Origin of the sequence: Micromonospora sp. WMMD1102 (assembly GCF_029626265.1) — a bacterium.
Classification (GTDB): domain Bacteria; phylum Actinomycetota; class Actinomycetes; order Mycobacteriales; family Micromonosporaceae; genus Plantactinospora.
Map to the genome: position 1 here is coordinate 2784253 of NZ_JARUBN010000001.1, position 24456 is coordinate 2808708.

Sequence of the window (24456 nt, forward strand, 5' to 3'; positions counted from 1 at the left end):
AGAAGCGGAGGCGGCGGCGCCGCACATAGCGTGACCGTCATGGCCCGTCGGGCCGGAACAGACCATCTGCCTGCTGGAGGGTTGCGTTGCGTTGGAACAAGTGGGTCCGCCAGACTCATCGCTGGCTGTCCGTCGCGTTCACGGTGACCGTCGTCGCCGCCACCGTCGCCGTGCTGACCCAGGCAGAGCCGGCCGCCTGGGTGTACTACCTGCCGCTGCTCCCGCTCTTCCTGCTCCTCGGCACCGGCCTGTACCTGTTCGTGCTGCCGTACGTCACCAGGGGGCGTGCCCGGCGGGGCGCCGCTCGGGCGAGCTGACCGAGCGTACCCGGTCGGTCTCAGGCTCCGGTCTCGTGGTGCGGGGTGTTCACCGGCTTCGACTCCGGCGACCCGTGCTGGCGCAGGAAGACGCTGAGCACGATCAGGGTGCCGACGGCGAGGAACTCGCTCTGCCAGTTCTGCATCGACTGGAACCAGAAGTCGCTGCTGCCCAGGAACTCCCAGGCGGTGACGGGCGGCGCGCCGGACTCCAACGCCTGCTGCTCGTTGTGCTCGGCGGTGCCACCGAGCAGGTGCAGCACGAAGGAGACGCCGAAGAGCAGGAAGAGCGCGATGGAGAGGCTGTTGCGGTAGAGCACCAGCAGCAGGCCACCGGCGCCTACCGGCCAGGGCGAGTTCGACTTCGCCCTGGCCGGGTCGTCACCGGCCCGGTCCTCGGCCGGCTCGGTCTTGGACTCGGCCGAGCCGCGCTGCACCAGATAGACGGTGAGCAGCACGTACGCGCCCATCTGGAGGAACTCGGACTCCCAGTTCTCGAAGACCGCCTCGGCGAAGTGTCCGGTGCCGAGATAGCCGGGATAGCTCTGCGGACGCACCCCCGCCTGGACCAGCTCCTCGTTGTGGGTCTGCCAGCCGAAGACGCTCTGCAACACGAGGAAGAGCAGGAACGCGCCGAACATCGTCACGGCCAGCCCGTTGTCGCGCAACCAACGACGTACCCGTGCCGCACCCTCCGGACCGGTCGCCTGCCCGGCGCGGGTCCGCTCCGCCGAGACGGTCTGTCGTCCCATTGCCGGAACCTCCTTCGTTCCGGAGGTTCCCTCCTCGGTCAGGGGGTCTCTCCCCGTGCCCTGCTTCCCTGCCGGAGTTCCCGGAAAACCCGGTCACGGCGTGGCGTGCGGGGCGGCGGGCGTGTCGGGGAGCAGGACTGCCGGCGGCTCCGCCTCACCCGGCGGACGTGACCGGGCCGTGTGGGTAGGTGTGTTCCGTCTCGACCCGCCCGAAGTACTTGTGTACGACGAGTCGACTCGGCCGGTTCGCCCGGGCCGCCGCCCGGCCGGCGGCGATCGCGCTCTCCTTGGTGCAGTAACGCCCCACGACGTCCGAATCGTCTTCCAGTTTCCACCCGTCGGTCTCCGGGACGACGTGGTACTGCCTCCGCTCGGCCATGCTGCGCCTCCTGTCTCCTTCGAGGCAGGAGCTACCCAGGCGACGGTCGTGGAAAACGGGAAAGTTGATCAGCACACCGGCCCGGAGCTGGGCGGGTGGGTGTGCGCAGTTGTTGTCGCTACCACGACATTCACTGCGCACACCTGCCACCGCCCCCACCCGCGAAGCTCAACCAGCGACGGCGCTCGGACCCGGTGCCCCGGGAGCCGCCCGGCAGACCAGCGGTCAGCGGCGGCGTACCTCGCCCATCGTCTCGCGGGTCTGTCCCCGCAGCTCCTCCGCCGACGAGCGTGCCTGGTCCCGCATCTCGCCCGCGTGCTGCCCGGCGCGGGACCGGACCGACTCGACCGCGTGCTGGGCCGGTTCCCGCAGGTTCTGCTGCGCCTGCGCAGCCATGCCGCTGGCCTGCTGCTTCAGCGCGCCGGAGTGCTCGGTCACCTCGTCCCGGAGCCGGCCGACCATCCGCCGTTCCGCCGGGCCGGCCGGCAGCAGCGCGGAGGCCAGCACCCCGAGTCCGAACGCGACGAGCCCGGCCGCCAGCGGATGCCCCTCCGACACCTGCCGGGTCTGCTGGCCCAGCGCCTGTGCCCGGTGGCCGGCCGAGGAGATCCCGGCCCGGGACATCTCCCCGGCCTGGTGCATGCCGCCGCGCGCGTGCTGGGCTCCCTGCCGCGCCTGGGACATCGCCCCGCTCATCTCCTGCCGGGTGTGCTCGGTGCGGCCCATCACCGACTCCCGGAGCCGCTGCCAGGCACCCCGGGCCCTGCCGGCCTGCTGGTGCGCCATGCTGCGCGGGTTCATCCGGTCGCCGAGCGCGTTCAGGTTCTCACCCAGACGATCCTGGGTGCGGTCGGCGTCGGCTCGGATCGAGCCTGGGTCCGTACTCATCCCTGTCCCCCCGATCGATGCTGTGTCCGGTCCCGGATGGCGCCGGGCATCCGCCGGATCGACTCCGACGTCTGTGGCAGTGGCCGGAGACTGCGCGACTGTTGCCGGGCCACCCCGACGAGAACGGCGGCGACCACGGCCCACACTCCGGCCACCACCAGTGCCGCCCACCCCTGGTCCATCACGTTCGACAACCCCCACCACAGGGCGTACGAGAGGAACAGCAGCACCATCAGCGCACCCAGCGCGGCACCGCCGAACATCCCGGCGACCCGGCCCGCGGTGCGTACCTCCTGCCGCAGTTCCAGCTTTGCCAGCTGGATCTCCTGCCGGACCAGGGTCGAGGTGTCGCGGGTGACGGCGCCGAGCAGTTCGCCGATCGAGGAACGGGCGGGATCCCGCTCCCGGTCGGCGCCGAGCCCGCCCGCCGACACGCTCACCGTCGTACCTCGCTGGCGCGTCCCTCGCCGAGTCCGCCGTACTGGCCGGCTTCCGGCAGCGGGTTGCCGTGCGGCTGTCCAGCCTGCGGTATGTCGCCCATCCCGGGTGACTGTCCCGCCGGGTTGCCGGACCGGCCCTGCGATCCGGCCTGCCGTCCGTCCGGATCTGGACCCGACGAACCGCCGTGCAACGCCTCCCGGGTCCGGGTCAGCCGGCCGGCGAGCACACCGGCGACGGCGGCACCGGCGAGGAAGAGTCCCGGGTTGCGGCGGGCGTAGTCGCGTACGTCGTCGAGTACCATCCCGGGTTCGCGCTGGTCGAGCCAGCCGGCGGCCTGCTGGATCCGGTCGGCCGCGTGCCGGACCAGGTCCGTGCCGACTCCCGGGCGCTCGCTGCGTTCGGACATCGCCCGCAGCTCGTCGCCGAGTGCCCGCAGCCCGGACGCGGCGCGCTCCTGCTGCGCGCCGGCCTGCTGCTTGAGCTGGGCCGACGCCTGTCCCATCAGTTCGTTGGCCTGTCGGCCGGCCTCGGTCGCGACGTCCCGCCCCCGGTCGGCGGCGTTGCGCGCGAGGCCCCCGCCGGTCTGCGTCAACCGCTGTCCGGTCTCCATGGCGCCGTGCTGCGCAACCTGGGTCTTCGACCGGTGACCGTCCCCGGACGGGTCGGCATTCCTGTCCTGTGTCATCTTCCGCCCCCAGCTTCGCCTGCGGTGTCGGCGGCCGGTTACCCGGTTGCTCGGCTGATATACCGATTGCTGTCGGGCCGTGGTGCCCTGCCGGACGGACCGACCGGATGCCGGACGACGCCCGGCGCGGCGGGAGCGGGGCGACGCGGTACGCCGGGCGGTGGGCCACGGCCGGGGTGAGCGGTAGTCACCTGTCTCACCGGCACTGTCCGGCCTGCGGTGACCAGCGGTGACCAGCGGCTTTCGTGGTGAATTCCCCGCGGGAAGGCCGGGTCCGGACGTGCCGGGTCAACTCGCCGGGTACGGGTGTGCCGCGAGCAGGTGCGCCAGATGTGCACTGTTGCGGGCAAGCGTTGCGGTGGCGCTGCCCGTGGTGTCCGGCTTCGGCCCGGCATCCCGGTAGTCGGTGCCGCCCATCGCCTCACCGACCCAGTAGGTCGAGGCGGCGGCGGCGATGCTGAACCCGACGTCGTCGAGCGCCTGGAGCACCTCGGCGGTGACGTGGTGCGCACCGTCCTCGTTGCCGACCACGGCCACCGCACCCACATTGCCGTACGTGCGCAGCCGGCCCTGCTCGTCGGTCTCGGAGAGCTCCGCGTCGAGGCGCTCCAGCACCATCTTGCAGACGCTCGACGGCTGCCCCAACCAGATCGGGGTGGCGACCACCAGGATCTGCGCCGCCATCAGCTTGGCACGGATGTCCGGCCACTCGTCACCGTCACCCTCGTCCGAGGAGATACCGAACTTCACCTTGTGGTCCACCACCCGGACCAGTTCACCGTCCACGTCGTGGTCGGCGAGTGCCGCGAGGACCTCCCGGCCGAGCAGTTCCGCACTGGACGGAGCGGGTGAGGGCTTGAGGGTGCAGCACAGCACCAGGGCACGGACGGTTCCCACGGGTCTGCTCCTTCAGGTCGGTTTCGATTGACCCGGGTGTTCCTACCCTGTCTCGTCCCGTTACTCACTCCTTGGCGGAGCCGGGCCTTGCCAGCCTGCTGTGCAGCTCCGCCTTGACGCGTTCGGGCACCAGCTTGGCCGCACCGGCCAGCAGTCGGTTGTGCACCGACCCGGCGACCACGTGGTCCCGGCCCGCCATCATGGCCTCGAACCCGTGCCGGGCCACCTTGGCCGGGTCGTCCTTCGGGGCGGCGCCAAGCCGGGTGTCCCGCATGTCGGCCCGGTCGAAGAACTCGGTCTCGGTGGCGCCGGGCATCAGCGCGGTCACGGTCACCCCGGAGTCCTTGAGTTCGTTGTGCAGCGCCTCCGAGAACGACAGCAGGAACGCCTTGGAGGCGGCGTACCCGGCCTCGAACGGCCCCGGCTGGGTGGCGGCGATGGACGAGGTGAACATGACCCGTCCGGCACCCCGGGCCACCATCGGCGGTATCCCCAGCTTGGCCAGGTGCACCGCCGACCGTACGTTGAGGTCGACCAGCCGCAGTTCGTCGGCGAGGTCGGACTCGGCGAACCTGCCGTTGACACCGATGCCGGCGTTGACCACCAGTGCGTCGAGCGGACGGCCGGTCGCGGCGACCCGGTCGTACGCCTGCTGGACGCCGGTGGGTGTCGCCAGGTCGGCCTGGACGGCCTCGACGGTGGCGCCCAGCGCCTCGACGTCCCGGGCCGCCTGGCGGATCTGCTCGTTCTCGGCGACCAGCACCAGGTCGAAGCCGTTGCGGGCGAACTCCTTGGCCAACTCGTAGCCGATGCCGGTGGACGCGCCGGTGACCAGCGCGAGCGGGCGGCCGGGGGTGTCGGTCATGTCGGTGCTCCCTGCGGTCGTCGGTTTCGGTCGCCGGCACCGCCGTCCGGCAGGACGCGACACCGAGATCTGCGTCGCCGCGTTCGCCGCCCGACCACGCCGGGACAGCCTGCTCCCGTCACGCCCTGCCGACAGCTCCCGTCACGCCCTGCCGACAGCTCCCGTCATGCCCTGCCGACGGCTCCCGTCATGCCCTGCCGACAGCTCCCGTCATGCCCTGCCGACCCGCTGCTAAACCGACGACCGTCTACCGCAGACCTCGCCACATCACGGCCACCGACACGCGAGGATCCTCACACCAGGCCGAGCCTGGCACCGATCTCGACATATGGCCTATGCACAGAGCTGTGTGTGGAGCATGCCGTGGACCCATTCTTCCCAGCGATCTTGATGCCAGCCCCGGTCGCGGACGAATAGCAGATACAGCTCCGGACTCAGCAGGCCGAACAGCAGGTCGGCAGCGTGCTCGACGGACAGGTCGGCCTTGGCGCCGGGCTTTGCCACCAGGCTGCGCGCCGCGACGGTCTGGACTTCGAGACGCGGATCGCCGACCTGTGGCCACATGCTGGCCAGGCTAGGGTCCTGCGCGCTGGCGGCGCGTAGCACCTCCATGATCGGCGCGACCCGCTCGAGGACCTCGCAGGTGCCTCGTACGTGTGCCAGCAGGTGCGCCTCGGCGGTGTCGGTCGCGAGAGCGTCGAGGAACCAGGCTCGCTGCATCGTGGGGATCGGCTCGTCGTCGCCGGCGATGGTGACGTCAACCAGTTCCTTGAGCAGCGAAGGCTTGTTGCCGAAGGCGAAGTAGATGGTCTGCACCGCGACGCCGGCCCGCTCGGCGACGCCCTGCAACGTCGTCACCCCGTAGCCCTGGTCGACGAACAACTCGTACGCGGCCCGCAGGATCCGTCGCCGAGTCTGCCGCGACTTCTCGCCCTTCTTGCCGGTGCTCTTGACCAGTTGCATGCTTGCACTGTAACACTAGAGTTCGACTCTAAAAAGTTTCTCTAGAGAAGAGGTACGAAGATGGCTGTCATCTGGACGACAGCGATTCACGGCCGACCCTGTGGACGCCGGTACCGTGCTGGAGCGGCGCGGCAACCTGCTCGCAGCGATCAGGGCGGCGTTCGCCGGCCCGACCGAGACCCGACTGATCCGCGTCGACGAGCGGACCTGGGTGGACATGTGGCGGTGGGACTCGCCCGAGACCCTGCAAGCGGCCCTCGCCGGCGCGCCGAGCCTGCCGGAGGCCGCCGCGGCGTTCGCCGTCGCCGGTGATGTCAGCGCGGAACAGGGCGAACTGGTCGAGGAGGACGACTGGACCCGATGACGGCTGGGTCCTGGTCGCCTGCACGGGGCTGACGGTGGTCTTCGCGCCGCTGTCGGTGCGGTTGCTCCGCGCCAGTTGACGACGGATCAGGCGGCCGAGGGGTGCTGGCCACGCCCCTCGGCCGCCTGATCCTGCGGCCGAGCGGGCGGGAAGGGCCGTCGCTACGGGGCGAGTACCACCTTGATGCAGCCGTCCGTCTTCTGCTGGAACATCTCGTAGCCCTCGGCGGCCCGCTCCAGCGGCAGCCGGTGGGTGCGCAGGTCCTCCACCCCGAGCGGATCGTCGTCCCGGCCCAGCAATGGCATGATCTCGTCGGTCCAGCGGCGCACGTGCGCCTGCCCCATCCGCAGCTGCACCCCACGGTCGAACATCTCCATCAACGGCATCGGGTCGAGTTCCCCGCCGTAGACCCCGGAGAGCGAGACGGTGCCGCCCCGGCGTACCGACTTGACGGCGGCGTGCAGGACGCTGAGCCGGTCCACACCGAACCGGTCGGTCATCGACCGGGCCACCGGATCCGGCAGCAGTCCCACCACGGTCTGGGCGAGCTTGCCCCACGGCGACCCGTGCGCCTCCATCCCGACCGCGTCGACGACCGAGTCGGGGCCACGGCCGTCGACCAGGTCGAGCAGGGCACCCGGCACGTCGTCCAGGTCGCTGACGTCGACGGTCTCCACGCCGTGCCGCCGCGCCATCGCCAGCCGCTCGGGGACCAGGTCGAGTCCGATGACCCGGGCGGCGCCGAGCTGACGGCCGACCCGGGCACAGAACTGCCCGACCGGCCCGAGGCCGAAGACGGCGAGCGTGCCGCCCTCGGGCACGTCCGCGTACCGCACCGCCTGCCAGGCCGTCGGCAGGATGTCGGAGAGGTAGAGGTAGCGCTCGTCCGAACCCGTCGACGGCACCTTGACCGGGCCGAACTGTGCGTGCGGGACGCGCAGGTACTCGGCCTGGCCGCCCGGCACCGAGCCGTAGAGGGAGGTGTAGCCGAACAGGGCCGCACCCTTGCCCTCGGAGCGGACCTGGGTCGTCTCGCACTGGGCGTAGAGCTGGCGCTGGCACATCCAGCACGAACCGCAGGAGATGTTGAACGGCACCACCACCCGGTCACCCGGCCGGAGCCGGTCCACCGCCGGGCCGACCTCCTCGACGATGCCCATCGTCTCGTGGCCCAGGACGTCGCCCGGTTTGAGATAGGCACCCAGCACCTCGTAAAGGTGCAGGTCGGAACCACAGATGGCGGTCGAGGTCACCCGGATCACCGCGTCGGTCGGCTCCTCGACACGGGGGTCCGGGACCTCCGTCACCCGTACGTCGCGCTTGCCCTGCCAGGTCAGTGCCTTCATCTGTCCGCCTCCCAAGGCCCATGCATGACGAACGCCGCTGCATGACGAAACGCCGCCGCATGACGAACTGCTACCCGGGTACGGGCCGCCCCAACCCGCAACCTGGGCAACGGCGGCGGCATCAACGGCCGCGCATCTGGGTAGGAGAGGTCGAGCAGGAGCTATTCGTGGGCAAAGGTGATCAGCGGCCTCGTCGGGGTGGTCGCGGTGGCCGACGCCAGACAGCACACCAGGCGGTCGGCACATCCGGGGAGTCGACCGCCGTCTCCCCACCGGGCTCGACGGCACCGGCGCCGTCGGGCCCGGTGGTGTCGAGCCCGGCGTGGTTGGAGGCGGCGGGCGGACGACTGATCTGGCATCGATCCGGGTAGGGCGGTGAGCACGCCCGATTCGAGGAGGACGGCATGCGCATCGGCTACTTCCTGTCCAGCGAGGAGTACACCCCGGCTGAACTGCTGGAGCAGGCTCGCGGGGCGGAGGCGGCGGGCTTCCAGGCCCTGTGGATCTCCGACCACTACCACCCCTGGGTGGACGCGCAGGGGCAGAGCGGATTCGTCTGGTCGATGCTCGGCGCGCTCAGCCAGGTCTGCTCGCTGCCGGTCACCACGGCCGTGACCTGCCCCACCGTCCGGATCCATCCGGCGGTGATCGCCCAGGCCGCCGCGACGACCGCGGTGCTGCACTCCGGCCGGTTCGTGCTCGGCGTCGGCACCGGCGAGGCACTGAACGAGCACATCTTCGGCGACGCCTGGCCGAATGCCGGCACCAGGTTGGAGATGCTGGAGGAGGCCGTCGAGGTGATCCGCGAGCTGTGGCGGGGCGAGTTCGTGGAACACCAGGGCAGGCACTACCGGGTCGAGAACGCCCGGATCTACACCCGACCGGAGACCCCGCCGCCGATCTACGTCTCCGGCTTCGGCCCGAAGGCGATCGACCTCGCCGCCCGGATCGGCGACGGCTACATCAGCATGATGCCGGACAAGGAGCTGGTCGACCGGTTCCGGGCCAACGGCGGCGGGGACAAGCCGTGCCAGGCCGGCTTCAAGGCGGCGTACGCCGGCAGCGTCGAGGAGGGCGCCAGGATCGCCTACCAGCGGTGGCCCAATGCCGGCGTACCCGGCGAGCTGTCCCAGGTGCTGCCCTCGCCCCGGCACTTCGAGCAGGCCTCCCACCTGGTCACCGAGGAGCAGGTGAAGCAGGCGTTCGTCTGCGGCGACGACCCGAATGCCCACCTGGAGATGATCGACAAGTACGCGCAGGCGGGCTTCGACGAGGTCTACGTGGCCAACACCGGGCCGCACTACCAGGGTCTCTTCGAGCTGTACGCCAAGCAGGTGCTGCCGGCCCTGGGCGCCGACCGGTAGCCGGAGCTGCCGGCCAGGCGTCCAGTTCGGAGCGGTTCGTTGCCGAGCGCGGTGTACTCGTCCGGCCCGGTGACCCCGTGCAGGTGGAAGTCGCCCGCCTCGTCGAAGTGGCCCACCCGGCTCCACAGCCGAGCCGTCTCGACCAGCAGTTCCAGTCCGACCTCGTCGAGGAGGGCGTGGGCCGGGATCGCCGGCCCGCGGCGAGCGCTGGCCGGCCCGGTGTCGACGCTCATGCCTGGGTACCCGTCACGGACCGACCCGCCTGCGGGGTACGGTCCCGGTCTGCCTGCCCAACTGCGTCCACGGGTCTTCCGCTACCCAGAACAGCCGCGCGCTACTCGGCCGGCGTCGGCGGGACGAATCACACAGCCATCCCGCAAAATCCTGACATCGGCGCGTTTTGCCTGATCAGAGCAGGGTAGGGAGCTGAGGGCACAATCCAGTCACCAGATGGAGGACCTGCCCAAATGGATGCCAGCAAGCCCGCCAAGGCGGTCAAGGAGGTCGTCGAGGCGGCCACGGAGGCGCTGACCGACGGGCCGGCGACGGAGCTGCCGGGTGCGCCGGGCAGCGTTCCGCCTCCGCTGACCGAACCCACCGACCCACGGGAACCGCTGCCGCCGAAGAAGGAGCAGGGCGCTCCGGAGACCCGTACCCCGACCGGGACGCCGACCGGCGTTCCGGCGGTCGCCTGCGGACAGCGGGGCGCCTACCTGACGACCGCGCAGGGTGCACGGCTGCGGGACACCGACCACTCGCTCAAGGCCGGGCCCAGGGGACCGGTCCTGCTCCAGGACCACCACCTGCGGGAGAAGATCACCCACTTCGACCACGAACGGATCCCCGAGCGGGTGGTGCACGCCCGGGGAGCCGGGGCGCACGGGGTGTTCGTCGGCTACGGCACCGCCGAGGCGGTCACCAGGGCCGGCTTCCTCGGCAAGGGCCGCAAGACCGACGTGTTCGTCCGCTTCTCCACGGTGCTCGGCTCGCGCGGCTCGGCCGACACGGTCCGGGACACCCGTGGCTTCGCCACCAAGTTCTACACCGACGAAGGCACCTTCGACCTCGTCGCCAACAACATCCCGGTCTTCTTCATCCAGGACGCCATCAAGTTCCCCGACGTCATCCACGCCGGGAAGCCGCACCCCGACCGCGAGATCCCGCAGGCCCAGAGCGCGCACGACACCTTCTGGGACTTCGTCTCCCTGCACACCGAGGCGCAGCACCACACCATCTGGAACATGTCCGACCGGGGCATCCCGCGCTCGTACCGGATGATGGAAGGCTTCGGCGTACACACCTTCCGGCTGGTGAACGCGGCCGGGGAGACGGCGCTGGTGAAGTTCCACTGGAAGCCCACCCTGGGTGTGCACTCGCTGACCTGGGAGGAGGCGCAGTTGCTCGGCGGCGTCGACCCGGACTTCCACCGCCGGGACCTCTACGACGCGATCGAGGCCGGCGCCTTCCCCGAGTGGGAACTCGGCATCCAGGTGCTGCCGGACACCCCGGAGGAGACCTTCGCCGGCGTGGACCTGCTCGACCCGACGAAGATCGTGCCGGAGGAACTCGCCCCGGTGCAGCCGGTGGGACGGCTGACCCTGAACCGGACCCCTACCAACTTCTTCGCCGAGACCGAGCAGGTCGCCTTCCACGTCGGCCACCTGCCGCCCGGCATCGACGTCACCAACGACCCGCTGTTGCAGGGCCGGCTCTTCTCCTACGTCGACACCCAGCTGACCCGGCTCGGCGGGCCGAACTACTCGCAGATCCCGGTCAACCGTCCGCACGCACCGGTCAACGACATGCTCCGGGACGGCTTCCACCAGCACGCGGTGCATGCCGGGGTGGCGCCGTACCGGCCGAACTCGCTCGACGGGGGCAACCCGTTCCCGGCCGGGGACGACGAGAACGCGTTCGTCGACGTGCCGGTGCGGGTGGCGGAGGCGCCCAAGGTACGCGCCAACCCGGTCTCCTTCGACGACCACTTCAGCCAGGCCCGGCTCTTCTGGCTGAGCATGACCGACGTGGAGCGGGAGCACATCGTCCGCGCCTACACCTTCGAGCTGGGCAAGTGCTACCACCAGGCGATCAGGGAACGCCAACTGCGCTGCCTGGCCAACATCGACCCGGTGCTCTGTGCCCAGGTCGCCGCCGGTCTCGGCCTGCCCGCGCCGGAGCCGACGGTGCCGCTCGCCGACGTCACGCCCAGCGCCGCGCTGTCACAGCTCGGCCGCAGCTGGCCGACCGACGGCCGGACGGTCGGGATCGTCGTCGACGCCGGTGCCGATCTCGGCGGCGTCGACGAGGTCCGGCAGGCGGTGTTCGCCGCCGGCATGGTGCCGCTGCTGGTCGCGCCGCACGGCGGCACGGTCGCCGGCCTGCCGGTGCAGCGGACCTTCGCCACCGCCCGGTCGGTCGAGTTCGACGCGCTGCTGCTGGCCGGGGCGCCGGCACCCGCGCCGGACGCGCTCCCGGCCCGGGACGCCAAGGCGGCTGCGGCCGACTCGCCGGCAGTGGACCCACGGGTGCTGCTGCTCGTCGAGGAGTGCTGGCGGCACGCGAAGGCGATCGGCGGCTGGGGTCCCGGTGCGGCCGTACTGCGCCGGGTCGGGGTGACCGACACACCCGGCGTCGTCACGGGCGAGGCCGCGACGGAGGTCTTCACCGACGTACGGCAGCTGCTGGCCGCGCACCGGTGCTGGGAACGGTTCCCTGCCTCGGTCGGCTGACCTCGACCGTCCCGCCTGTCCGGATCCGGCGGGTGTTTTCCGCGACCGAGCCTCGGGTAGCAGATCCGACACTGGTGCGGGACGAGTCCGACGCTGGTGCGGGACGAAGAGCGCAAGTACTCATTGGAGGGTCGGAGATGGGCCGTACGGTTTCGAAGATCGCGTACAAGCCGGTCGGGGTGCTGCTCGGGGTCAGCGCGGGTGCGATCGCGAGCTTCGCCTTCAAACAGGTCTGGAAGCAGGTGGCCGGCGACCGTGAAGCTCCGTACGCGACCGACGAGGACCGCGGCTGGGGCGAGATCCTCGCGGCCGCGGCCCTGCAAGGTCTGATCTTCGGTGTGGTGAAGGCGGCCGTCGACCGCAGCGGCGCGGTCGGCGTCCGCCGGATGACCGGCCGCTGGCCGGACTGACGGTTGCCGGCCGGAGGGTTCAGTCGGCGTCGCCCGTCACGAAGAGCAGGCCGGTCAGCTCGAGAACCCGGCGGACGTTGCGCCGGCAGTTCACCACGTCCAGTCCGGCGTTCTGCCCGGTCGCCCGGTTGTAGGCGTGCACGAGGGTGGCGATGCCGCTGGAGTCCAGGAAGGTGACGCCGGCCAGGTCGACGGTGAGTCTGGCCGGTCTCTCCGCCAGCACCTCGTCCACGCACTCGCGCAGGCTGTCGGCGGTACTCATGTCCACCTCGCCGTCGGCTGCCACCCGGACCTCGGCGCCGTCGCGGACCACGGTCAGGGACAGGACGGCGCCGGTGGAGTCGAGGTCGGGCGATTTCTCCCACCTTCCGGCTGTCATCGCATCATAATGACACCTGCCGGTGCCGGTGTGGCGTACCGCGGCCCGTCCATCCCGGCAGCGTGCCGGCGCCGAGACCGACGGCCCGGCTGACCAGATGAGCGGCCCGCCGGCGGAGCGGGGGATAGTCGGCGCGGAGACTGTCGAGCTGGGTGCACAGACGGGGCACGGAAGCCGGGTTGCCGACGGGGTGATGCGGTTCGGGCCGACTGGTGGGCGGAGCCGGGGGTTCGGGCAGCTCGGCAGGGTGGGCGCACAAGCGGGGCAGCTCGACAGTCTCCCCGGCGAATATCCCCACCCCGCACCCGACCCGACGCCGGGAGATCGCCAGCTCGGAAAAATACCTGGCAGCACCGGGTCATCCGATCGGCATGCAAGACAGGGCACTAGTCCCGGTGGAACCGGGTAAGCGCGCGGAATGTCCGACGTCCCGATCGCCGACTACGGTCTGCTCTCCGACTGTGCCTCGGCGGCGCTTGTCGACCGGGACGGCTCGATCGACTGGTGGTGCCCCGGCCGGTTCGACGCACCGTCGGTGTTCGGGCGGCTACTGGATCCGGACGCCGGACACTGGAGCCTGCGACCGGTCGCCGGGTCGGACCGGCGCACCGAGCGGGCGTACGTCGACGGTTCGCTGGTGCTGCGCACCGTGCACCACACCGGCGCCGGCAGCGTCGCCGTCACCGACGGACTGCTGGCCGAGCCCGGCATCCGGGGACACGAGCTGGGGCAGAACAGCCCGATGGCGCTGGCCCGGATCGTCGAGGGGCTGACCGGCACGGTACGGATGAGCTGCGAGTACGTCCCCCGACCGGACCTGGGGCTGATCGTGCCGTACCTGCACTGCGCCGGCGGGCAGGTGCGGACCAGTGCCGGACCGCTGAGCCTGACCCTGCGCAGTCCGGTGTCGCTGGACTGCGCCCGGGGCCGGGCGTACGGCGAGTTCGACGTCTCCGCCGGCCAGGTGTTCGCCTTCGACCTCGCCTCCGCACCGGCCTACGGACAGCCGCGACGGCACCTCGATGCCGTATCGGCGCTCGCGGACACGGTCGAGGCATGGCGGTCGGTGCGGCAGCTGCACACGTACGAGGGCCGCTACGCCGAACTCGTCCGGCACCACGCGCTGGTGATGCAGGGCCTCACCTACCGGCCCAGCGGGGCGGTGGTCGCCGCCGTCACCACCTCGCTTCCGGAGCGCCTCGGCGGCACCGACAACTACGACTACCGCTACGCCTGGTTGCGGGACTTCTTCCACACCATGCGGGCACTCTGGGTCACCGCATGTCCCGCCGAGACCGGCCGGCTCTTCGACTGGGCCGCCCGCTCGGCCGGGCGTACCGGAGACGAGCCAGTGCCGATCATGTACGGCGTGGCCGGCGAGCGGAACCTCTCCGAGTACTCCCTCGACCACCTGCGCGGGTACGCCGGCAGCCGGCCGGTCCGGATCGGCAACGACGCCTGGCGGCAGCGGCAGCAGGACGTGCCCGGTCAGGTGCTGCTCTGCGCATACCTGGTGCGGGACCAGTTGGGCGAGATCTCCCAGGAACTCCAGGCGATGCTGGTCGGCCTGGCGGAACAGGCCACCCACTGGCGGGAACCGGACGCCGGCATGTGGGAGGAACGCGGTCCGGAGCGGCAGCACCTCGCGTCCAAGGCTCTGAGCTGGGGCGCCCTGGACAGCGCGGTGCAGCTCGCGCCGATCCTCGGCCCGCGCGCCGACCCCGAACGGTGGGCCGCCGTCCGCGACGAGATCCGGGCCACCGTACTCCGGGACGGCTGGAACGAGCAGGTCGGCGCGTACACCGGGGTGATCGGCTCGGACCAGTTGGACGCGGCGGTCCTGGTGCTGCCCTTCACCGGCATCGTGCGGGCCACCGATCCCCGGATGCGGGCCACCATCGAGGCGATCGCCACCAGGCTGACCACCGACGGCCTGGTGCGACGCTGGCCGGACGAGCCGGCCGGCTTCGTGGCCTGCACGTTCTGGCTGGTCGAGTGCCTGGCGATGGCGGGTGACCTGGACCGGGCCGCCGCCCTCTTCGAACGAACCGCGGCCCGCGCCAACGACCTCGGCCTGTTCGCCGAACAGATCGACCCTCGGACGGGCGCGCAGCTCGGCAACATCCCGCTGGCGCTCTCGCACGTCGCCCTGATCGGCGCCGCCTGGCGGCTCACCAAGCCGTCCTTCCTCTGAACCATCCGGTTCGACTTCAGAACAGCGATCCGCCGTCGCTCGCGTCGTATCGCTTGATGTCCGCATACGTCGGCTTGGCGACCGTCGGCCCCTTGGCTTGTCTCCGCCACTTCTTCAGGGCCGCGACGTCTCTCCACACTTCGGTGACGTTGACCCGTTCGGGGTCGACCGAGTCGGCCGTGATGGCGATGTGCAGGCAACCGTCGAAGTCGCGAGCGCGCGTGACCATGCCGCGGAACGCCTCGACGAAGGCGTCTCGTTCCTCGGCTGCCACGAGTTCGTGGCCGGCAATGATGATCATCATCTTTCCTCTGGCTGTTGGGCGTCGGGTAAGTCATGCCTTGACATAGCCGCGCGCTTCGACGATCAGGCCGTCGCGAATGCGGATCAGGTTGAGGCCACGGACGCGGTCCTTCTCGCCGACGCCCCACTCGAGGCGCCATGGTTGGACCGCGAGGTCACCCAGGATCTCGGCGGGCTCCGGCGTGAAGGTCAGCGCCCGGTCTGCGGCGAGTTCGGACCACCGTGCCAGGCAGGCGGGACCGCCCACGCGCCGCGTACCCTCGGGCGCGGGGCCCGAGTCCTCGATGAAGCAATCGTCCGCGATCAGATCTTCCAGCAGCTTCGGGTCGTGCAGTCGGAAGGCATCGTTGTAGCGGTCGAGAGCTTCCTGGGTAGTCCTGACCCTCGTCCCCGTACCGGCGCCGGGCGGCTCGTCGTGCTCTGCCTCGGCGGCGAGGGGAATGTCTCCGGTCTTGCTGTAGGCGAGGGCTTCGACGATCCTCCTGTCGCTGACGCGGATGAGCGTCACGCCGCGGACGGACTCCGCAAGTGCGTCGCCGAAGTGATACCGCCAGCGGATCGTCGCCCGCTCGCCTGCGATCACCACGTCCTCGGGCACGAACCAGGGCTATTGCGTGTTTGGTCGAGTGGCCGTTGAACTGGGGATTCCCGGGGTGGGCGGACCCTTGCGGGGTTGAGGAAGGCGGGTGAGGCCTGTAGGTGATCATGGAGTTCTCGACGCTCCCGGACACCTTGAGGACCTCACCCGCGATGTCAGCATGCCCGATTCAGGTACTGTCCGCAGTTCGCACCCCCACCGACTCGCCACCGCGCCTTGTCACCGAGGGTGAAGAAGCTGGGCTCCAGCACTCGTTGGCCACCATCGCGGACCCCCGGTCCCCGCGTGGGGCGCGTTACCCGCTCGTCGGGCTACTGACCGTCGCGGTGTGCGCCGTGACCGCCGGCGCATCATCGTTCGCGGCCATCGCGGACTGGCTGCACGACCTCGATGACCTCGCCAGGGCCCGGCTCGGGTTCATCCGCGCCGTCCCGGCCGCGACCACGATCTGGCGGCTGCTGACCAGGTTGGACGCTGACCTGCTGGCCACCGTGCTCGCCGACTGGCTGCGTACCCGCGTCCCGCCTCCGGTCACGCCCCGACCTCGGCGGTACCGGATCGTCATCGCCATCGACGGCAAGACCATGCGCGGCGCCCGCCGCGCCGATGGCAGCCGGGTCCACCTGCTGTCCGCGCTGGACACCAGCACCGGCATCGTGCTCGCTCAGGTCACCGTGGCCGCGAAAAGCAACGAAATCCCCGCGTTCACCCCACTGCTGGACGCGGTCGAACAGGTTCTGGGTAGCCTGGACGGCCTCATCTTCGTGGCCGACGCCCTCCATACACAGACCAGCCACGCGACCGAGGTCGCCGCTCGCGGCGCCGACCTGCTCATCCCGGTCAAAGGTAACCAGCCGACCGTGTTTGCCCAGCTCAAGGCCTTGCCCTGGGCCCAGGTCCCGGTGGGTGACCGACGCCGCGAAACCGGTCACGGCCGGCGGGAGACCCGCACGGTCAAGGCGCTCACCGTAGCCACCCCCGGCGGTCTGCTGTTCCCTCACGCCGAGCAGGCCGTCCGGATCACCCGCACCCGCACCCTCAAGGGCAAGACCACCAGGGAAACCGCCTACTACACCATCTCCCTCCCCGCCGAGCACGCCCAACCCGCGGACCTGCAGTCCTGGGCCCGAAACGAGTGGCTGATCGAGAATCAGGTCCATCATGTCCGCGACGTCACGTTCCGTGAAGACCTCCACCAAGCCAGAACCGGCACCGGCCCCGCAATCATGGCGACGCTACGTAACACCGCGGCCAGTTACCACCGCACCAACGGCGATACCAACATCGCCCGCGCCACCAGACGCGCCGACCGTCGCCCGCACGACCTCATCACTGCAATGACCAGCAGCTACCCCAGAACGCAATGACCCTGGGGCACGAACAGGCTCGAGTGGTCGGCGATGAGCGCCTCCCAGAACCCGAGACAGTCGTCGCGCCCCTCGGTGCGGGCGCCGTCAGGCGCGGGCTGGATCGCTTCCATCACGCAGTCCTCGCCGACCAGGTCGGCGAGCAGCCCAGGGTCATGGTCGGCGAACGCCTGGTTGAAGCGGGTGACTACGTCGGCGGTGGGACGAGACATGTTCGGCTCCTTAGATAGACCAGTCGATCTACTATGATCGTAGACCGACTGGTCTATCTGTCAAGTAGTCTGGTGCACGTGAACACGAAGACAACCGCCGGACCTCGGGAACGTCTGCTGGCCGCAGCCAAGGAGCTGACCTACCAGCAGGGCACCGCAGTGGGCGTCGACGCCCTGCTGAAGGCCGCGAACGTCGCGCGGCGCTCCCTCTACGAGCACTTCGGCGGCAAGGACGGGCTGATCGCCGAAGTCCTGCGCGTGACCGCGGCGGAGGACGAGGCCGCCTACGAGCAGGCGATGCGGGCAGCGGGATCCAATCCGCGCGAACGTCTGCTCGCCATCTTCGACTGGCTCGACGAGGTCATCCAAGAGCCCGGATTCCGCGGCTGCCGATATCTCGCCGCAGACCTCGCCCTCGCCGACCCCGACCATCCAGGGCATGCCGTCACCCGCCGCTACAACGAACGCATCCGCGAGATCCTGGAACGCGAACTGAACGAACTCGGCCACCCGCGACCGGCACTCGCCGCAGACCAGCTCGTGGTGCTCATCAACGGCGCGCTCGCCATCGGAGCCATGCGCCCACACAGCCGCCCTGCCCTGGCGGCACGTCAACTCGCGGACCAGATGCTGAGCGGCGACGACAAACGCTGAGCATCAACCACAGAACAGCAGTTGCCCCCGGCCGACGGCCGAGGGCATTGATTGGAGTGGGTCGGTCAGCGGACGACGCTGGCGGTCTTGACTCCGACGACGAAGGCGGACCAGGCGTACGCCGGGAAGGCGAGGACCGGTCCGGCCTGGTCTTTGCTGTCGCGTACGGCGACGACGTCGGTCAGGTTGTCGGCGATCTCGACGCAGTCGCCACCGTTGTCGCCGCTTCGAGTGCTCTTACGCCACTGGGCGCCGGTCAGGTCAGCCATGGTGGACCTCCGCAGCAATTTTTCCGATCATGTGCCTCGATTGTCCCTCATCAAGGGCGAGCGCGGTCAGCCCGGCCCAGACGGTTTCGTAGGCGGCCAGTTCGCTCGGCCGGTCGAGGTAGAGCGCTCCGGTCAGCGATTCGCAGTACACGATTGGTGGCTCCGGGGTGTTTCGGTTGCCGGACGGGAACGAAAGCATGACGAACGTGCCGGCGACGGCGCCGTAGTGAAGGCCAGCGGCCAGCGGCAACACCCGGATCGAGACATTGGGTAGTGCGCCTACCACCAGCAGGTGGTTGAGCTGCGCGGCCATCGTCTCGCGGCTGCCCACTGTTCGAAGCAACGCTCCCTCATGGATGATCACCTCAAGCTTCGGGGCGGGTGGTAGGCGTCTCGTCAGAAGAGATTGGCGTTGTAGCCGGATCTCGACCAGTCGGTCTCGCTCCTCGTCGCTCCTCGTCAACCGATGTTGGTAGACCGCCAGCGCGTAGCCTCTGGTCTGCAGCAGCCCAGGTATCAGCGCCTCGTCGTATCGCCGCTGGTGTGACGCGACCGCTTCGAGGCCGACGTACAGTTCGAACCACTCGGGGATGGCGTCGCCGTACGCGTGCCACCAGCCCTTGGCCCTGGTCTGGGTGGCCAGCCCGACCAGGGCGCCGACCAGTTCCGGCTTGACGTCGTAGAGCGTGCACATCGCCTTGACGTCGAGTGAGCGGACGACGCCGAGTCCACTCTCGATCCGCCAGACCTTCTGCAGTTGCGCCGGCACCGGCCTGCGCGCCGGGATGCTGACCTGCCACACCTGCCTGGACGGCCACCGGATCTTCCAGGGTCTGGCCGTCACCCTCACCGACCTGGACCACCAGGTCGTACACCTGAACTGGCGGGCCGGCGACGCCGCGCCCGCGCCGCTGGTCGCGACCCAACCCGGCGGCAAACCGGTGGTCCAGCTCCCGGAGCGCTTCCGGCTGGCCACCCACGCCAGGACCTTCGGGGTACGACCGGAGGATCTCACCGAGGCCGACGGCGGCTGGTCGGTCGGCCAGGACCTTCGCGAGGGGTACGTCACCCTGCACGTGACCGGCGTCGAGCCGCTGACCCAGCAGCTCGCCGAGGCCGGTCGGGGCAGACCCGCCGGCCGGCTGATCGTGCTGACCGCAGCACCCGAGGTGCCGTCGTTGGCGCAGCTGATCCGGCTCGCCCACGGCCTCGGCCTGGCGGTCGACGTCTCGGTACGCGACAACCGGCACGACGCCGACGACCCGCTGCGCGTGCACGGCGTCTGCTGGTACGTCGAGATAACCGTCGCCGCCCCGACGGCGCCGGAGGGCGAGCCCACGAGCCCTGGCCGCCGCGATCGACTATGCCCTCGACTATCTGGCAAGTGTGCTGGTCGAGGCGGTGCCGGAGGACCCGGCGCAGCCGATCGCCGCACCACACGCGCCGATGTCGGACGCGATCGCCGACCCGGAACCGATGCTGCTCAGGCTCGGTGCACACCACGCCGGCCACTGGATCACCGTCCACTTCGGCGCCGACGACTGCCGAATCGGCCTGCGAGAGCAGGGCAGCTTCCGTCATCTGGTCACCGCCGCAGACCTGAGCAGCGGGCTGACCGCGCTCGGCCTGACGACATCCTGACCGATCGTTCCAACCGAGACCGTCTACACCGGACAGCCGCCAGGTCTACCGCTGCTATGGGATGGTGACGCCGTACGCCGCGAGGATCTCCCTGATCGGCTGGTAGTACGTCGTCCCACCGCTGGTGCAGTTGCCGCTGCCACCGGAGAGGATGCCGAGGATCGTCCCGGTCGACGCGGCGTAGAGCGGCCCGCCGCTGTCGCCCGGCTCGGCGCAGATGTTGGTGCGGATGAGCCCGGAAACGCTGCCCTCGGCGTAGTTCACGGTCTGGTTGAGGCCGGTGACCGTGCCGCAGCGTACCCCGGTGGTGGCTCCGCTGCGGCAGACGGCCCGACCGACGTACGGGCTGCCGGCACCGGTGATCGGGAGCAGGTTCGGATAGGTGTAGACGGCGCTGGGCCGGCTGACCGTGCCGGTGTAGCGCACGATGCCGTAGTCGTTGCCGGGGAAGCTGCTGCCGGTGGTGGTGCCGAGCGGGACCGTCCGGCCGCTGTCGGCGTACCAGGTCGTGGCGGCCCGGGTGCAGTGCCCGGCGGTGACGAAGTAGGCGGTGCCGCCGGCCCGTACGTTGGCGCCGAGGGAGCACCGGGCGGTGGCGGGGCCGTAGACCGCCTGCCCGCCCGCGATGAGCAGGCGCAGCCGGCCCGGTTCGCGCCGGAACACCGCGCCGGAGCGCTCGGCCACGGCCCGGAGCAGCCGTGCCTGGGTCTCGGGCACGGAGTCGTCGACGGTCAACGTTGTCCGGCCGGTCGCCGGATCGGTGCCCCAGGCGGTTCCGGCGGTGCGCACCTCGGCCACGGTGGCCGGGCCGGGTGCGGCGCTCCGCTCCGGATGCGCGGCGGCCGGGGTGGCCGGCAGCACCACGGCGAGGGCGAGGACGAGGATCGGTACGAGGCGCATCCCGCAACCCCCGATTGTCGGCAGTCGATGTACTGCCAGGATCCGCCCCCACCCGCCCGGATTCAAGAGCGGCTCGACGTCATCCGCACAGTCGGCGGGTCGGGTGCGGAGGAGCGGCAACGAATCCTCCCGCCGTGCCGGAGCGACAGAGCACAGTGGACCGCCGTGCCCGCCGTCACCGCCGGTCCGCGCCGGTGATCCGGGCGCGGGCGTCGGCCACCAGGTTCGCCGCGTGCGGCCCGGCCGCGTACCGTGCCGCCTCCATGGTGTCCGTCACCGCGGCTACCGGGTCCGGGTTCGTCGCCCGGTGCAGGGTGAGCCAGAGCCAGCGGTGTTCCCCGTCGTGCAGCTGGGAGCGGCGGGCGCGCAACTGCGCCTCGTCGGTCAGGGCACGGGCGGCGATGCTGGCGGCGACGTCCGGGTCGTCGTCCAGCCCCGCGTACCGGGCCGCCTCCGCCGCGACCCACCAGGCCAGGTCCCGCAACTCCGCCTCGGGTAGCCCGGTCAACGCCCCGGCGGTCACCCCGAGCAGGGCGTCGGGCTGCCCGGCCAGTGCCACGATGGTCGCCCCGAGCGTGGTGTCGGGCTGCGGGCGGCGGGGATACAGGGTGGGCAGGTCCGGCACGATCCGGAAGGCGATGTCGGCGGCCTCGATCCGGGCCAGCGCCTCGGCGGTGATGCCGTGACCGGTGAACCGCTGCACCGCGACCAGCCCCATCAGCCGCTTGCCGCGCTGGTGGTCGCCGAAGTCGAGGTCGGCCAGCGCTGTGCCGAGTGCCGGCGGCGCTTCGAGGTTGTCGAACGGTTCCACCGACAGCAGCACCTCGCCGTGCTCCGCGAACGACAGCCGGGTCACCCCGTTGACGTTCCAGTACATGCTGGCGGTCCGGCCGCCGGCCGAGGCGCGGGACAGGACCGGGGCGGTCGAACCCTGCCAGCCGTTGTACTCGACCGCGATCACGGCGTCGCCGACGTCCAGCACCGCGACCCACGGATCGATCGACTGGCTGCGCATCAGGTCCTCGTCGATCGCCCGCATCGACTCCGGCCGGGCAGGGTCCGCGCCGAACGCCCGGAGTACGTCCCCGACAGCCGCCCCGGTCGTCACGGTGACCGTCGCCGCCTCGGACAGCACGCTTCGGCGTACCCATCGATAGGCGGTTTCCGGCCGTTCGAGGCGTACCGGCTCCGGCTCGCCGCGCAGCCGGTGCCCCAGCCGGTCGGTACGGGCGTGCACGATCTCCGGCGCCTCCGGCCCCTGCCAGATCATCAGCTCGTAGTACTCGTTGTGCGGCTCGTCCGTGTCGTCCCTGCCCCGGGCGTGTACCCGCAGCCGGTAGTCGCCCGGCCAGGGCGGGGTGGCCCGCCGCAGTTGCGGCTCGGCCGGACCGGACCCGACCACCGAGGCGCCGCCGGCGGCAGCCCGCCAGCTCACCTCGACGACTTCCTCCCAGCCGGGCCCGACCTCGGGCGGCGGCCCGTCCAGGACGGTCAGCAGCAGCCGGACCTGACCGCTCTCGGCACCGGTGCGGATCACCGCACCACCTGGTACGACCGTCACCAGCCCGTTGCCGTCGAAGTCGACCTCCGGGACGTGGTCGCCCTCCAGCAGCCCGAACCGGTGCCCCGACATCTGCACCGAGCCAGTGGACCGGCGGGGCATCAGGTACTCCGCCCTGGCCCTGGCCAGCACCGCCCCGGCGTAGTTGGCCGGCATCGGGATTTCCCGGAGCAGCAGGGCGGCGGTGCCGATCGCGACTCCGAGCACGGCCGGCGGGTTCGTGGCCCACGGCGGAATGCCGGTCCGGTGTGACACGACGACCGCGGTGGCCACGGCCAGCGAGAGTTGTGCCGCCCCGTGCGCCGCCGCGACCTCGGCCTCGTCGGTGAGGTCGGGCCGGACCGCCAGCATGGGGGCCAGCCGTGGATGGCTGGCCAGCCGGCGGGTCAGCGCGACGACCAGCGGCACGGCACCGGGCCGGATCTGCTCCAGCAGGACCGCGCCGGTGACCGCCTCGCTCTGCCCGTTCAGGCTGGCGATGCCGACGTTGCCGGTGAACGGTTCGGGCAGGAATCCCGTCAGGTCCGGTGCACCGGTCAGGTCCAGTTCCGCGACCGTCAACTCGAGCGCGCCGAGCAGCCGCTCGGTGAGCAACGCCGGCAGCGAGCCGAGCGCGTCGCGTACCGGGGAGTGGCCCGATCCCGGCCGGCGGGCAGGGCGGGCCATGGCCATCGCCATCGCCCGGGAGTGCCGGACGGCCGGTTCGCGGATCGGCCAGAGATCCTCGTCGGCGACCGCTCGTAACCGGCCGAGTTCGGCCGCCGGTGCCGGTGGGATGCGGTCGACGAGCCGCGGCAGCGCCGCAGCCACCGGACCGACCAGCCCAGCCAGGATCTCATCAGGAACCTCGACCACAGCGCCCCCCGCTGTCCCGCCGTATCGACGGCACATTCTAACCATCGATCTGCTCGCAGCCCGCCCACGCAGCCGGCGACTCTGGTGACAGCCGGGGGGATGGCCGAAAGCGTCAGTGTCCTGTCATTGCCGCCAGATCCGCGGCTCGGGACGATGGGTCGGTGCATGACCGTCGGATCGTCTTCGTGATCTTCCCGAGGTTCCAGGTGCTCGACCTGACCGGCCCGCACGAGGTGTTCGCGCAGGCCGAGCGGCTCGCGCCGGGCTACCGGCCGGAGACCGTCGCGCCGCTGCCCGGTCCGGTCACCGCCAGCGGCGGCCTGACCGTGACCCCGGACCTCGGCATCGACGAGCACACCGGCCCGATCGACACGCTTGTGGTCACCGGTGGTCCCGGTCGGGTGGAAGCCTGCGCCGACCGGCGGCTGGTCGACTGGATCCGCGCCGCCGCCGGGCGGTCCCGGCGGGTCGCGGCGGTGTGCAGCGGAGCGTTCCTGCTGGCCGAGGCGGGGCTGCTCGACGGGCGGCGTGCGGTCACCCACTGGGGAAGCTGCGCCGAACTGGCCCACCGCTATCCGGCGGTCACCGTGCAGCCGGACCCGATCTTCGTCCGGGACGGTGCCGTGTGGACCTCGGCCGGGATCACCGCCGGGCTCGACCTCGCGCTCGCCCTGGTCGAGCAGGACCGGGGCGCCGAGACGTCCCGGACGATCGCCCGCCGACTGGTCATGTTCGTGCAACGACCCGGCGGCCAGGCCCAGTTCAGCACCCAGCTCGCCGCCCAGCGACCGGCCCGGGGCGGGCTGCGCCAGCTCCAGGAGTGGGTGACCGAGCACCTCGCCGACGACCTCACCGTGCCCGTCCTCGCCGCCCGGGCCGGGATGAGCGAACGACACTTCGCCCGGGTCTTCAGCGCGCAGACCGGACAGACGCCCGCGGCGTACGTCGAGTCGGCCCGGATCGAGGCCGCCCGCCGCCTGCTGGAGACCACCGACACCCCGCTCGGATCGGTCGCCCGGCACTGCGGCTTCGGCACCGTCGAGACGATGCACCGCCGCTTCCGACGCACGGTCGGGGTCACCCCCGGCCAGTACCGCCGACACTTCGGTTGAGAGGACCAGCA

The 24456-nt window shown here is 71.0% G+C and carries 27 protein-coding genes and 1 pseudogene; 10 read left to right on the forward strand and 18 right to left on the reverse strand.

Annotated features, from left to right (window positions below):
- Window positions 1–86: 86 nt before the first annotated feature.
- A complete protein-coding gene (locus tag O7626_RS12305; protein WP_278061297.1) occupies window positions 87–317 on the forward strand; it encodes a hypothetical protein in 231 nt (76 codons plus the stop codon).
- A 20-nt stretch (window positions 318–337) separates the two neighbouring features.
- Here the strand turns inward: O7626_RS12305 and O7626_RS12310 are convergent, their stop codons facing one another.
- The 8 genes from O7626_RS12310 to O7626_RS12345 form a co-directional block, all read right to left on the reverse strand.
- Window positions 338–1069, reverse strand: coding sequence for a DUF6766 family protein (locus O7626_RS12310; RefSeq protein ID WP_278061298.1), 732 nt, complete (start codon window positions 1067–1069; stop codon window positions 338–340).
- A gap of 154 nt (window positions 1070–1223) precedes the next feature.
- Window positions 1224–1448 carry a DUF2188 domain-containing protein gene (locus tag O7626_RS12315; RefSeq protein ID WP_278061299.1) on the reverse strand — a complete coding sequence of 75 codons (225 nt, stop codon included), beginning with the start codon at window positions 1446–1448 and terminating at the stop codon, window positions 1224–1226.
- A 225-nt stretch (window positions 1449–1673) separates the two neighbouring features.
- Window positions 1674–2336, reverse strand: coding sequence for a DUF3618 domain-containing protein (locus O7626_RS12320; protein WP_278061300.1), 663 nt, complete (start codon window positions 2334–2336; stop codon window positions 1674–1676).
- The gene (locus O7626_RS12325) at window positions 2333–2776 is read right to left on the reverse strand and encodes a phage holin family protein (RefSeq protein ID WP_278061301.1); all 444 of its coding nucleotides are present in this window, start codon (window positions 2774–2776) and stop codon (window positions 2333–2335) included. Before O7626_RS12325 ends, O7626_RS12320 begins: the two co-directional genes overlap by 4 nt.
- The gene (locus O7626_RS12330) at window positions 2773–3462 is read right to left on the reverse strand and encodes a hypothetical protein (protein WP_278061302.1); all 690 of its coding nucleotides are present in this window, start codon (window positions 3460–3462) and stop codon (window positions 2773–2775) included. Before O7626_RS12330 ends, O7626_RS12325 begins: the two co-directional genes overlap by 4 nt.
- Window positions 3463–3750: 288 nt before the next feature.
- Window positions 3751–4359, reverse strand: coding sequence for an NAD(P)H-dependent oxidoreductase (locus O7626_RS12335; RefSeq protein ID WP_278061303.1), 609 nt, complete (start codon window positions 4357–4359; stop codon window positions 3751–3753).
- Between the two features lie 64 nt (window positions 4360–4423).
- Window positions 4424–5224 (reverse strand): SDR family NAD(P)-dependent oxidoreductase, encoded by an 801-nt coding sequence (locus O7626_RS12340; RefSeq protein ID WP_278061304.1) that lies wholly within the window; start codon window positions 5222–5224, stop codon window positions 4424–4426.
- 333 nt (window positions 5225–5557) lie between these two features.
- The gene (locus O7626_RS12345; RefSeq protein ID WP_278061305.1) at window positions 5558–6187 is read right to left on the reverse strand and encodes a TetR/AcrR family transcriptional regulator; all 630 of its coding nucleotides are present in this window, start codon (window positions 6185–6187) and stop codon (window positions 5558–5560) included.
- 100 nt (window positions 6188–6287) lie between these two features.
- Here O7626_RS12345 and O7626_RS12350 point away from each other — a divergent pair, with 100 nt between their 5' ends.
- Window positions 6288–6551, forward strand: a complete 264-nt coding sequence (locus O7626_RS12350; RefSeq protein WP_278061306.1) for a hypothetical protein — start codon at window positions 6288–6290, stop codon at window positions 6549–6551.
- 161 nt (window positions 6552–6712) lie between these two features.
- Here the strand turns inward: O7626_RS12350 and O7626_RS12355 are convergent, their stop codons facing one another.
- Entirely contained in the window at window positions 6713–7897 is a 1185-nt protein-coding gene (locus tag O7626_RS12355; protein WP_278061307.1) for a zinc-dependent alcohol dehydrogenase, read from the reverse strand.
- A gap of 404 nt (window positions 7898–8301) precedes the next feature.
- Here O7626_RS12355 and O7626_RS12360 point away from each other — a divergent pair, with 404 nt between their 5' ends.
- Window positions 8302–9261, forward strand: coding sequence for a TIGR03557 family F420-dependent LLM class oxidoreductase (locus O7626_RS12360; protein ID WP_278061308.1), 960 nt, complete (start codon window positions 8302–8304; stop codon window positions 9259–9261).
- Window positions 9262–9272: 11 nt separating this feature from the next.
- Here O7626_RS12360 and O7626_RS12365 read toward each other — a convergent pair.
- Window positions 9273–9425 (reverse strand): annotated as a pseudogene (locus O7626_RS12365) (hypothetical protein); the annotation flags it as partial.
- Between the two features lie 303 nt (window positions 9426–9728).
- On the opposite strand from O7626_RS12365, the gene O7626_RS12370 reads away from it, so the two are divergent.
- Both O7626_RS12370 and O7626_RS12375 read left to right on the forward strand, forming a co-directional pair.
- Window positions 9729–11990: a catalase gene (locus tag O7626_RS12370; protein ID WP_278061309.1), complete on the forward strand. Its 2262-nt coding sequence runs from the start codon at window positions 9729–9731 to the stop codon at window positions 11988–11990.
- A 137-nt stretch (window positions 11991–12127) separates the two neighbouring features.
- Window positions 12128–12400 carry a DUF4235 domain-containing protein gene (locus tag O7626_RS12375; RefSeq protein ID WP_278061310.1) on the forward strand — a complete coding sequence of 91 codons (273 nt, stop codon included), beginning with the start codon at window positions 12128–12130 and terminating at the stop codon, window positions 12398–12400.
- Between the two features lie 19 nt (window positions 12401–12419).
- On the opposite strand, the gene O7626_RS12380 is transcribed toward O7626_RS12375, so the two are convergent.
- Complete coding sequence (locus O7626_RS12380) at window positions 12420–12779, reverse strand: STAS domain-containing protein (RefSeq protein WP_278061311.1); 360 nt, start codon at window positions 12777–12779, stop codon at window positions 12420–12422.
- Window positions 12780–13197: 418 nt separating this feature from the next.
- Between O7626_RS12380 and O7626_RS12385 the strand changes: the two genes are divergently transcribed.
- The gene (locus tag O7626_RS12385; protein ID WP_278061312.1) at window positions 13198–14973 is read left to right on the forward strand and encodes a glycoside hydrolase family 15 protein; all 1776 of its coding nucleotides are present in this window, start codon (window positions 13198–13200) and stop codon (window positions 14971–14973) included.
- A 16-nt stretch (window positions 14974–14989) separates the two neighbouring features.
- Here O7626_RS12385 and O7626_RS12390 read toward each other — a convergent pair whose 3' ends face one another.
- Entirely contained in the window at window positions 14990–15274 is a 285-nt protein-coding gene (locus O7626_RS12390; RefSeq protein WP_278061313.1) for an antibiotic biosynthesis monooxygenase family protein, read from the reverse strand.
- A 33-nt stretch (window positions 15275–15307) separates the two neighbouring features.
- Complete coding sequence (locus tag O7626_RS12395) at window positions 15308–15874, reverse strand: nuclear transport factor 2 family protein (protein WP_278061314.1); 567 nt, start codon at window positions 15872–15874, stop codon at window positions 15308–15310.
- Between the two features lie 254 nt (window positions 15875–16128).
- Between O7626_RS12395 and O7626_RS12400 the strand changes: the two genes are divergently transcribed.
- On the forward strand, window positions 16129–17241 hold the full coding sequence (locus O7626_RS12400) for an ISAs1 family transposase (protein ID WP_278060713.1): 1113 nt from the start codon (window positions 16129–16131) through the stop codon (window positions 17239–17241).
- On the opposite strand, the gene O7626_RS12405 is transcribed toward O7626_RS12400, so the two are convergent.
- Window positions 17223–17453 (reverse strand): nuclear transport factor 2 family protein, encoded by a 231-nt coding sequence (locus O7626_RS12405; RefSeq protein WP_278061315.1) that lies wholly within the window; start codon window positions 17451–17453, stop codon window positions 17223–17225. The two genes, O7626_RS12400 and O7626_RS12405, sit on opposite strands and share 19 nt — an antisense overlap.
- Window positions 17454–17531: 78 nt before the next feature.
- Here O7626_RS12405 and O7626_RS12410 point away from each other — a divergent pair, with 78 nt between their 5' ends.
- On the forward strand, window positions 17532–18107 hold the full coding sequence (locus tag O7626_RS12410) for a TetR/AcrR family transcriptional regulator (RefSeq protein WP_278061316.1): 576 nt from the start codon (window positions 17532–17534) through the stop codon (window positions 18105–18107).
- A gap of 65 nt (window positions 18108–18172) precedes the next feature.
- Here the strand turns inward: O7626_RS12410 and O7626_RS12415 are convergent, their stop codons facing one another.
- Complete coding sequence (locus O7626_RS12415) at window positions 18173–18376, reverse strand: DUF397 domain-containing protein (protein ID WP_278061317.1); 204 nt, start codon at window positions 18374–18376, stop codon at window positions 18173–18175.
- Window positions 18369–19178 carry a DUF5753 domain-containing protein gene (locus O7626_RS12420; protein WP_278061318.1) on the reverse strand — a complete coding sequence of 270 codons (810 nt, stop codon included), beginning with the start codon at window positions 19176–19178 and terminating at the stop codon, window positions 18369–18371. The genes O7626_RS12415 and O7626_RS12420 overlap by 8 nt, the downstream gene beginning before the upstream one ends.
- Before the next feature lie 584 nt (window positions 19179–19762).
- Here O7626_RS12420 and O7626_RS12425 point away from each other — a divergent pair.
- The gene (locus O7626_RS12425; protein WP_278061319.1) at window positions 19763–20017 is read left to right on the forward strand and encodes a hypothetical protein; all 255 of its coding nucleotides are present in this window, start codon (window positions 19763–19765) and stop codon (window positions 20015–20017) included.
- Window positions 20018–20071: 54 nt separating this feature from the next.
- On the opposite strand, the gene O7626_RS12430 is transcribed toward O7626_RS12425, so the two are convergent.
- Window positions 20072–20917 carry a S1 family peptidase gene (locus tag O7626_RS12430; protein ID WP_278061320.1) on the reverse strand — a complete coding sequence of 282 codons (846 nt, stop codon included), beginning with the start codon at window positions 20915–20917 and terminating at the stop codon, window positions 20072–20074.
- 175 nt (window positions 20918–21092) lie between these two features.
- Window positions 21093–23333, reverse strand: a complete 2241-nt coding sequence (locus O7626_RS12435; protein WP_278061321.1) for a DUF6461 domain-containing protein — start codon at window positions 23331–23333, stop codon at window positions 21093–21095.
- Between the two features lie 161 nt (window positions 23334–23494).
- Between O7626_RS12435 and O7626_RS12440 the strand changes: the two genes are divergently transcribed.
- The gene (locus tag O7626_RS12440) at window positions 23495–24445 is read left to right on the forward strand and encodes a GlxA family transcriptional regulator (protein ID WP_278061322.1); all 951 of its coding nucleotides are present in this window, start codon (window positions 23495–23497) and stop codon (window positions 24443–24445) included.
- The last annotated feature ends 11 nt before the right edge of the window (window positions 24446–24456 follow it).